The organism is Pseudomonadota bacterium, from assembly GCA_030860485.1.
Taxonomy (GTDB): Bacteria; Pseudomonadota; Gammaproteobacteria; order JACCXJ01; family JACCXJ01; genus JACCXJ01.
Genome location: JALZID010000380.1, coordinates 1 through 8,672, shown reverse-complemented (window position 1 = coordinate 8,672; position 8,672 = coordinate 1). Strand labels below are relative to the sequence as shown.

9 protein-coding genes and 1 riboswitch are annotated in these 8,672 nt (G+C 63.9%); of the genes, 2 read left to right on the top strand and 7 right to left on the bottom strand.

The features are described 5' to 3' along the window. Positions 1-177: 177 nt before the first annotated feature. The 6 genes from M3461_23240 to btuB all read right to left on the bottom strand — a co-directional run bounded on the left by M3461_23240 (position 178) and on the right by btuB (position 6,255). The gene (locus M3461_23240; protein ID MDQ3777056.1) at positions 178-903 is read right to left on the bottom strand and encodes an FAD-dependent oxidoreductase; all 726 of its coding nucleotides are present in this window, start codon (positions 901-903) and stop codon (positions 178-180) included. Positions 904-909: 6 nt separating this feature from the next. Continuing rightward, positions 910-1,284: a DUF3209 family protein gene (locus M3461_23235; GenBank protein MDQ3777055.1), complete on the bottom strand. Its 375-nt coding sequence runs from the start codon at positions 1,282-1,284 to the stop codon at positions 910-912. 13 nt (positions 1,285-1,297) lie between these two features. Beyond that, a complete protein-coding gene (locus M3461_23230; protein MDQ3777054.1) occupies positions 1,298-2,515 on the bottom strand; it encodes an NAD(P)H-dependent oxidoreductase subunit E in 1,218 nt (405 codons plus the stop codon). 660 nt (positions 2,516-3,175) lie between these two features. Then, on the bottom strand, positions 3,176-3,742 hold the full coding sequence (gene cobO, locus M3461_23225; GenBank protein ID MDQ3777053.1) for a cob(I)yrinic acid a,c-diamide adenosyltransferase: 567 nt from the start codon (positions 3,740-3,742) through the stop codon (positions 3,176-3,178). Between the two features lie 39 nt (positions 3,743-3,781). Continuing rightward, positions 3,782-4,366: a hypothetical protein gene (locus M3461_23220; protein MDQ3777052.1), complete on the bottom strand. Its 585-nt coding sequence runs from the start codon at positions 4,364-4,366 to the stop codon at positions 3,782-3,784. 14 nt (positions 4,367-4,380) lie between these two features. Continuing rightward, positions 4,381-6,255, bottom strand: a complete 1,875-nt coding sequence (gene btuB, locus M3461_23215; protein ID MDQ3777051.1) for a TonB-dependent vitamin B12 receptor — start codon at positions 6,253-6,255, stop codon at positions 4,381-4,383. Between the two features lie 122 nt (positions 6,256-6,377). After that, a riboswitch (cobalamin riboswitch) is annotated at positions 6,378-6,604 on the bottom strand. A gap of 411 nt (positions 6,605-7,015) precedes the next feature. On the opposite strand from btuB, the gene M3461_23210 reads away from it, so the two are divergent. Beyond that, positions 7,016-7,255 (top strand): type II toxin-antitoxin system prevent-host-death family antitoxin, encoded by a 240-nt coding sequence (locus M3461_23210; protein ID MDQ3777050.1) that lies wholly within the window; start codon positions 7,016-7,018, stop codon positions 7,253-7,255. After that, positions 7,252-7,644: a type II toxin-antitoxin system VapC family toxin gene (locus M3461_23205; GenBank protein MDQ3777049.1), complete on the top strand. Its 393-nt coding sequence runs from the start codon at positions 7,252-7,254 to the stop codon at positions 7,642-7,644. Before M3461_23210 ends, M3461_23205 begins: the two co-directional genes overlap by 4 nt. 260 nt (positions 7,645-7,904) lie before the next feature. On the opposite strand, the gene M3461_23200 is transcribed toward M3461_23205, so the two are convergent. Next, a complete protein-coding gene (locus tag M3461_23200) occupies positions 7,905-8,393 on the bottom strand; it encodes a YbhB/YbcL family Raf kinase inhibitor-like protein (GenBank protein MDQ3777048.1) in 489 nt (162 codons plus the stop codon). Positions 8,394-8,672: the final 279 nt, after the last annotated feature.

Genomic DNA, 8,672 nt, shown 5'->3' with positions numbered 1-8,672 from the left:
CCACCTCGATGCCGTGATCACACAGTTGCATGTGGGGTTGCCACGTTTGGCGGACGATCATAACCGGGTGCGCGGCATAACGGCGTGGCCGTGGATAGTTAGTATCAACTTGAACGTACATTAGAATAACTCTCCGGCAGCCGGTTGCCCAAACACTCGCTATCGCGGAAAACCTGCTCATACGGATTTTTTTGGCATGTTGAAGAACGATTCGAGGTTGTCCTTGGTGGCCGGGACCCCCGCCGCCAGTAGGTCATCGAGCAGCGCGTAATTGACCGCCCCGTCCCCGCATACGAAAGCCTGTTCGAGCGGCACGCCCGCGAGGATCTCACGCAAGACGGCGCGTGCGTGTACCACGCGCTCGGCGTGGCCGATGGGCGGGATCGGCGCGATGCGGAACGGCGTGCAATGCGGCGGGCTGCGATCGCGCACCAGCGCCTCGGGCAGGAAATACTCGGGCGCAGTCCGCAGCCAGATGAGGATGCTCAGGGGCGCCAGGGCTTTGAACCGGCTTCCCTGGACGAGACCGAGGGCCGCCGTGATCCCCGTATCCGTTGCCAATACCAGCGCGGGGCCGCTCCGGCCATTGTGCGGGAAGAACCTGCCCCACGGGCCGCTGAAGCGAATATCGTCACCGACCCCGATTTGGTGCATGAAGCCGGACCCCGGCCCCCCCGGGATGCGTTTGACGGCGATTTGAAAGCGACCCTGCTCCGCGTCCGGGCTCAGCATCGAATAGGCGCGCTTGACGGCCTTGCCACTCGCGAGCACCAACCCGCTGTCGACGATGATGTATTGCCCGCCGGTGAAGCCCAAGGGATCGTCGCCAACGAGCTCCAGGAGCCGGGTGCCGGTCCCCGGCTCCTCGATAGCGGCCACGCGGGCGTGTCTTGGGATCGCCATGGCCCGCTACTCCGCTGGGTAGATCTCGTGCACGAAATCGTGCATCGTCTCAAGATCGCGATAGAGTTGCGTGAGCCCTTCGACCTGGTGCTCAAGGTCGAGCTCCACCTTCTTCGTCAGCACAACGAGCGTGCGTAGATAAGGGAGCTTGGGGTCGTCACCAGCCGTTGCCGCGACACGTTCCTCGAGGCCGGCGATGGCGGTATCGTAGGCGCGCTTGAGGCTCGCGAGGTCGGACGAGGCGCAAAGCGCTTGCATAGGTCCCGTTTGGGATGCCGCATGACCGAGCTCGGCGAGTTCGTGCTGACGCTCGGCTTCGTCCGTCCGGCCCAAGACCCGCATCAGACCCAGGCGCAGCGCCGCGATTTCATGACAAGCCATTTTCTCTACTCCTTCATTGCATGATGTTGTCGACTAGTCGGCTGACGAGCCGGTCCCCGAGCAGGTGCTCGCGCACCAGCTCCTCGGCGTCAGCCTCCCGCACGCCGCGGTACCAGATGCCATCGGGGTAGACCGCAACAGTCGGTCCCTCTCCGCAGCGGCCCATGCAATGCGTGCGCGTGACCCGGATGTCCCGATCGCTGCCGGCCGCCTTGAGCAGGCGCCGCAGGGCCGTGATGAGCGGCACACTACCGCGCTCGGCGCAGTCCACGTTTCCGCAGATGAGGACGTGCTTTTTGAGCGCGCGGTGGGCGTGCACATGCGGCATCGCCTGGGTGTGCGTGAACCCATGGCGCAGGCTCCAGAGCAGGGCCTTGAGCCCGCCGACCTTATCGGCCACCCCCGCGACCGGCACGCGGTACTGGCAATTGTCACAGGGCAAAGGTCGGGTGCCCTTAAGCGCCTCTTGCACTCGCTCGTCGATGAGCAGACACAAGCGCTCGTCGCGTCCGAGATGCGGCGCGAGCTCGGTACGGATCCACCGGTGGCGCTCCCGGAATGCCGCCACCTCCGTGCTGAGCTTTTCGATCAACCGGCCGGCGAAGAGGAAGTAGGGGACGACGACGATACGCTCAGGACGGGCGCGGGCCAGAAGCTCGATGGCATCCTTGAAGAGCGGTCTCGCGATACCGATGAAGCTCGGCACCACCCACCCGAAGTCTCGGCCCTCGCCGATGAGCCTTACGGCCTTGTAGAAGTCGCCGTTCGCATCCGGATCGCTGGAGCCGCGCCCCACGACGACCACGGCCGCTTTCGCAGGCGCGCTTTCGAATAGTGATTGGGCGCGCTCGAAGGCCATCCCGACCAAGTCCGGGTGGACGCCCAGCGCCCGCGTGGCGGTGAACCTATGACCGGGAAACTCCCGCCGCGCTTGCGCAAGCGCGAGCGGGAGGTCGTTCTTGACGTGACCCGCCGCGAACAGGAATAGCGGCAGCGCCACGACGTGCTCGCACCGCCGCGCAAGCTCCCTAAGCGCCTCGGGAAGAGCGGGGCGGGCGAGCTCGACGTAACCGTGGGCGATGTCGAACGCCGGGCGGGTGGCGCGGTAGTCCGTAACCAACGCTTCGAATTCAGCGTTCGCCGCATGGTCGCGACTGCCATGACCGACGATCAAGAGGCCCGTCTTCTCTCCGGAGTGCTCGCTGGTTGGAGCGTGATCGCGCCTGGCCAAGCTAGCCCTCTGGAACCGCCCTAGCCGATCCCGGGCCACGCTCATGTCTTCCGGCATGGGCTCACCTAGGAATCTCTGGCGCAACTCATACCACAATTGCAGCCGTTCCCATTGCGGCTCTTTGACGATCCTTAGGTCGTCGGACAAAAAGGGACTCGGGAGAAATACTGTTGTCATCTGCTCCCCGAACCCGTTCCACAGGCGCAGCCCCCAACTGCGGCCCCCGCCGCAGTTGCCGCCCCGCGTCTCGAAAAACGCGATGCGGGCGACGCGGCGCTGGTGCCGGAGCTCTTCAGAGGGCGTACCCTTGTGCTCACCGATGCAGAGATGAAAATGCCAGTGACCCAGGTTCACCGTGAGGTAACCGTCGAGCAGGGAGACCTTGGGGGGCTCTTTGAACCGGATCTCGAAGACCGCCCCTTCGATACATGGCCCTACGGTGATGTCGGCCCAGTGCTCTTTGAAAAGGATATCCACGAGCAAGGCCATGGTTTCCTCAGTCGGCTCGAAATAGGTGAGCTCCGTGGTCGTGCCGTCGGGATTTTCGACGGTTTGCCGGCGGACTTCGCCGGGCGTCACATCAGCCGCTTGGCTCATGGTAATCTCTCGTTGATCACGTCATCGAAAAGGTATAGGGCGGATGGCGACCACGCCGGGGGGTCATAGCTCTATCCCTTGCTGAGCCTTAACGCCTGCTTCGAAGGCGTGCTTGACCACCCGCATCTCGGTTACGGTATCGGCGGCCTCGATCAGCTCAGCCCTCGCACTGCGGCCGGTGACGATGACGTGCTGCATCGGTGGGCGGGTATTCAGATCCCCCAGCACCTCTTCGAGCTCGAGATAGCCGTACTTCAGCACGAGATTCAGCTCATCGAGGACGACAAGTTGCAGCTCAGGGTCTTGTAGCATCCTGCACGCCGTCTCCCAAGCCCTTTGCGCGGCGCGCATGTCGCGTTCCCGATCTTGCGTCTCCCAGGTGAAACCCTCCCCCATGACGTGGTATTCGACCTCCGGAAAGCGGCGGAAGAAGGCTTCCTCGCCGGTGCTCTGCGCACTCTTGATGAACTGGACCACACCCACGCGCATACCGTGACCGAGGGCGCGGGCCACCATGCCGAAGGCCGAGCTCGACTTGCCCTTGCCGTTACCGGTCAAGACCAGGAGCAGGCCTTTATCTATGGTGGCCTCGGCGATACGAGCGTCGATGACCGCCTTCTTGCGCTGCATGCGTTCCCGGTGGTGGCTCTCGCGTGTGGCGTCCACCGCTCAGCCTGCCCTCTGGTGGCGTGCACGCATGAAGTTGCTTGCGGCCAAGGTGAATAGGATATGCAGTACCATCGCGATCCCGACCCAAAAGGCCACGCTCTCCAGAGAAGGCGGGAAATACTTCGCCAGCCGCCCGCCGAACTCGATGAGGCTCGTTTCCGCAAACCGCCCCGAGAAGAAATAGAAGCCGCCGCTCGAGATCAACTCGCATACCGCCGCGCCCAGGAACAGACTGCCCGCCAACGGGACCAGCGTGGAGAATGCGAAACGGTGGCGGGCTGCGTACCAGCGGCCGGCAAACCACAGGGAGCCATAAGCCGGTAGCAAGAAGCCATAGGCGGGGCTCATACAGAAATCGCTGACGCCGAACGAAGTGATGGCCACGTAGTCGCTCACCCCGGCCAATGCCAGCAACGCCGGAAAGATCCACAGGGGACGAAGATAGAAACCGGCGACAAAGAACACCGCCCACGAGGCGTCGGGCACATGGAGCGCCGTGGCGAAGTGGTGGCTGCGGGTGGCGGCCATGAGCACAGCGAGCGAGAAGCCAATAGCAAACGCTGATCGGGGGGTGGTGGTGATCATCATGAGTGTCTCCTTTAGTCTAGTCTTTGTTTCGGTGAACCTGGCTGATAGCGCAGCGTGACGAAGAGGTTGGTGTCGTCCTGGTTGAAGAAGTCCGCGGTCTCGTATTCTTTATCGAGGACGTTTCCGACTTTGCCTTCCAGGAAGAGATCCTTATACACCTCAACGCCGGCCCTGAGGTCCACGAGCACATAGCCCGCGAGCCGTCGGGTGTTTGCGAGGTCGTCGAAGCGCCGGCCTACGCCGTAGACCGTGAGTCCCGCCGTGAAGCGCCCGAAGGCCCGATCGAGGTCGAGGCGAAACATCTGTTCGGCCCGGCGGGGCAAGACATTTCCCTTGTTCGCGCCCCGGTTTTCGGGGTCGATGAGGCTCAGGTTGGCGGCGACGTCCCACCCCCAAACCTGCGTAGTCGCGATGGCCTCGAGGCCGAGGATCCTTGCTTCGTCGACATTGGCTGCACGGATCCCGAACCTCGATGTCGGGTCGGGGCGGAAGGTGATGAGGTCGTCTAGCACGGTGTAGTAGCCGTTGATCGACCAGGCGATAGGCTCGATCGTCCCGCTCGCGCCGAGCTCGGCACTCTCGGCGGTCTCCGGATCGAGATTCGGATCGCCGAAATCGGGCAAGAACAAGTCGTTGAAGGACGGTGCCTTGAAGGCTCTACCCCAACCGGCCGTGAGGCGCAACGGCGGGCCGAAGCTGTAGCCCAGGCCCACATTGCCCGTCCACTCGCCCCCGAACTGCTCGTTATCGTCGTGGCGCACGCCGAGCACCCAGTCGAGGGCCGTTACATACCCCTGGTACTGCGCAAAACCGGCCTTGTTGTCGCGCGAGGTCTCGGCAAAGTCCTCGCTGCTCTCGACGAGATCGCTGTAGTAATCGAAACCGACGGTGAGAAGGTGGCCGGGCGCGAGCGTAAAGTCGTTCTGGAGAAGGGCGCTCTGGCGCTCGTTGTCGAAGACGTTTTTCCCCGGAATGTCGGCCTTGAAGCTCTCCGACTCATCGAGGCTGCGCCCGCCCAGGACCGTCACGTCCCAAAAGGCCGCCGGCGAGTAGCGGATCTGGCCGCTCACCGCTTGCTGGACAAAGTCTCCTTGATTCGCGAAGCTCCCGTCGAACTCGTTATGGCCCTCGGCCTGGAGGAGGCGGGCGTCCAGATCGAGCCCGTTCTCGAAGCGGTAGCCGAATCGGGCGCTGCCGGCATTGTTGCTGTAGCCATCATCGTCGGGCTCGAAGGTGAAGCAGCCTCCGGGCTGCGCTACCGTGCTGCTACACGCATTGAAACCGCGGGTGTCGATCCGGCTCGCGCCCAGGTTGAACCAGCCGTGATCGCCGCCGCCCGAGATCCCGCCCGCGAGCTGATAGGTGGCATGGCTCCCGCCGCCGGCGCTGAATCGTGGACGGAGCGCACCACCGCCCTTGCGCGTGAAGAACTGGATGACCCCGCCAACGGCCTCGGAGCCGTAGAGGCTCGCGCGCGGGCCACGCACGATCTCGATGCGCTCGACCTGGTCGATCGGGATCAATTGCAAGGCCGTTTTCCCGAGGGTAGCGGAGCCGACGCGGATCCCGTCGATGAGGACGAGCACATGGCTGGAATTCGTACCCCGCAGGAACGCGGAAGTCTCTTTGCCGAGGCCGCCGTTATTCGTGATGTGCAGACCGGGCACCCCGCGCAGGACCTCTTGGACCGATTGCACCTGGCGGCGCTCGATCTCCTCACGCGTAATGACGGTGACCGAGGCCAGGGCCTCATCGGCCGTCTGGGCGGTGCGGGTCGCTGTGACGATGATCGGCTCCAGCTCGGCCGGCTCTTCGGCGGCGAACAAGGGGCAACAAGACAGGGGAGCAAGCGGCAGCAAGACTGCCGGTATTCGGTGAAATCGCATGTTCTGATCTCCGCGCACACCCGCGCAGCAATGAAAGCTCGCGCAAGGCACACGGAGGGGACGAGGGGGCAAGGCGGGAATCGAAATGTGGCCCGGGCGCCCCGGCATCACCCTCCGCAATGCCATTGCAACACCCTTCAGGCCGGTCTCCGGGCTCGCAAGCGGGTAGGGACCCTGGGGCGGCGCCTTCCCGTGCCGTAGCACAGTGGCGTAGTGCCGCGCCTTTGCTTGCTTACCGTTGCGGGGGCAGCGCCGGCATTGCGTGTGGATCAAACCACGTCGCGCACCGGCTTCCCGTTTCATCCCTCGGACGAAGGTCCTCCGGGACACCTGAAGCCGGCACACTATCTCCGAGGTAAAGCGCGCCTGTCAATAGCGGTGATGGCCCTGCCGGCGTGCGGGGCCGGTGCCGGGATCGGCGATGAGCGCAGGGACGTGATGGAGCGAATGGAACCCTCAGCCGGCGCGGGCGAGCCACCGCTCCGTCTCGGCGGATCGAGGAGCTCGCGGATCGCGCTCGCAGCCTGCTCGTCCTGCATCACCGTATATGCGATTCCACCTCCACGACCTGGACCCGGGCGGCCGCTTGCAGTAATGCTGAGCGCGGCCGGCAACGCACGGTGCGTGGCCAACCGCGGTTGGTTCGGACATCCTCTGGGCGATGAGGAGACGATCGGGGGACACACCCGGCATGGGATCGCGTTGGCTAAGCTGGCTAAGCATGGTACGATGAAATGCATTGCGAAACGGAGGAACGCCGATGCAGGTCAATGTATTGGAGGCCAAGAGCCAGCTCTCCAAGCTCGTCAAAGCAGCACTGGAGGGTGAGGAGGTCATTATCGCCCGCAACGGCGAGCCGATGGTCAAGCTGGTTCCGTTGAGCCAGCCACGTAAGCTCGGTGGCTGGGGGCAGCTCAAGAGGTTCGCAGGGGAGATCGATGGCGCGTTCGCGCCGGAAGTCGACGCGGAGATCGGACGAATGGTCGAGGACGACCCGTGAGGCTGTTGCTCGACACCCAAGTTGCCATCTGGTGGCTGGTAGGAAGTCCGCGCCTCAGTCGCAGCTGTCGCGACTTGATTGCTACCTCGTCCTGCGTCGTTTCGGTGGCCAGCATCTGGGAAGTCGCCATCAAGCACCGCGTGGGAAAATTGCCGATCCCGCCTCAGGTCTTCCGTGATGAGATTCAAAATACCGGTGCCGCCCTGCTCCCCATCGCCGATGTCCACGCCATCGCCACCACCGAGGTTCCACTGGGACACAAGGATCCCTTCGATAGCCTTCTCTTGGCCACGGCACAGACCGAGCATCTCGTGCTGCTGACCGGGGACGAAGGGTTGCTGCAGCTGGCTCGGCTGGAACCGACATTGCCCGTGAAACCGGCAGCGTGAGTGCGCTGAACGCGGCGTACTCGACGAACCGGTCCCCCGCGCCCGCCGTACGCAACACGGCCCGGGGAGGGAGACTTGAAGCTGGTAGCGTGGGATGCGCGCTCTGCAGATCCGGCGTAGCGAGCAGGCCGGATAGGCCATAGCGCGATCCGCTCCGTATGCCGCGTTTCATGGATAGCAACGAGCGGTGCTGTGGCCTCGGTTTGGCGTAACGGTCACAAGGGGTTCCCGTTCTCCCCGAGCATCATCCCGACTGCCTATTAACGCTGGCGCTGGTATGTCCCGATGAGCTCGGCCTCTCCCAGGATGTGTCCGGCCATCGCCTGCTCGAGCTGGGTCTTGGTCGCTTGGCCGAGCGATAGCACGGTATCCAGGGCGTACAGCCTATGGAAGTAGCGATGGCGCCCGATGGGGGGGCAGGGGCCGCCATAGCCCGTGCGTCCCCAGTCGTTCCGCCCCTCTTTGGTTCCCGGTGGGAGCGCCGCGGGACCGACCGCTTCAGGCAGGCCCGTGGCGCTGGGCGGGATGTCGTACAGCACCCAGTGCACCCAGATGCGCTTGGGGGCTTTGGGATCGGGCACGTCGGGGTCGTGCACGATGAGCGCGAGGCTCCGGGTCCCGGGCGGGACTTCGGACCAGACGAGCGGCGGCGAGCGATCGGACCCGTCGCAGGTGTATTCCCGCGGGATCTCCGCCTGGCGGGCGAAGGCCGGGGAGGTGATGGCCAAGGAAGTGATCGGGACAGGCATGGTTGGGTCTCCTCCGGATGTCGTGTCGGCCGCCGCGACCGCGGTGGGCCAGGGGATCAAGGCCAGCAGCAGGAAAAGGGAGCGAGTCATAGGGAATAGGGACTGATGAATGGCCAATGGTGAATGGTGAATGGTGAATGGTGAATGGAGTAGTGGGAGCCTCTAAAAATTGTGATGAAAGCCTATACTGCCGCGGCATGTTACAAGGGATTTCACTATCCAGGCCGATTTTGGAGCAGCATCAGGGATCTAGATCGGCCTTTTTGAGGGGATCATCCC

Bases quoted from the DNA above. Each gene is read 5' to 3' on its own strand.
- M3461_23235 (MDQ3777055.1), bottom strand. From the start codon at position 1,284: ATGGCTTGTCATGAAATCGCGGCGCTGCGCCTGGGTCTGATGCGGGTC.
- M3461_23240 (MDQ3777056.1), bottom strand. From the start codon at position 903: ATGGCGATCCCAAGACACGCCCGCGTGGCCGCTATCGAGGAGCCGGGG.
- btuB (MDQ3777051.1), bottom strand. From the start codon at position 6,255: ATGCGATTTCACCGAATACCGGCAGTCTTGCTGCCGCTTGCTCCCCTG.
- M3461_23210 (MDQ3777050.1), top strand. From the start codon at position 7,016: ATGCAGGTCAATGTATTGGAGGCCAAGAGCCAGCTCTCCAAGCTCGTC.
- M3461_23200 (MDQ3777048.1), bottom strand. From the start codon at position 8,393: ATGCCTGTCCCGATCACTTCCTTGGCCATCACCTCCCCGGCCTTCGCC.
- cobO (MDQ3777053.1), bottom strand. From the start codon at position 3,742: ATGCAGCGCAAGAAGGCGGTCATCGACGCTCGTATCGCCGAGGCCACC.
- M3461_23220 (MDQ3777052.1), bottom strand. From the start codon at position 4,366: ATGATCACCACCACCCCCCGATCAGCGTTTGCTATTGGCTTCTCGCTC.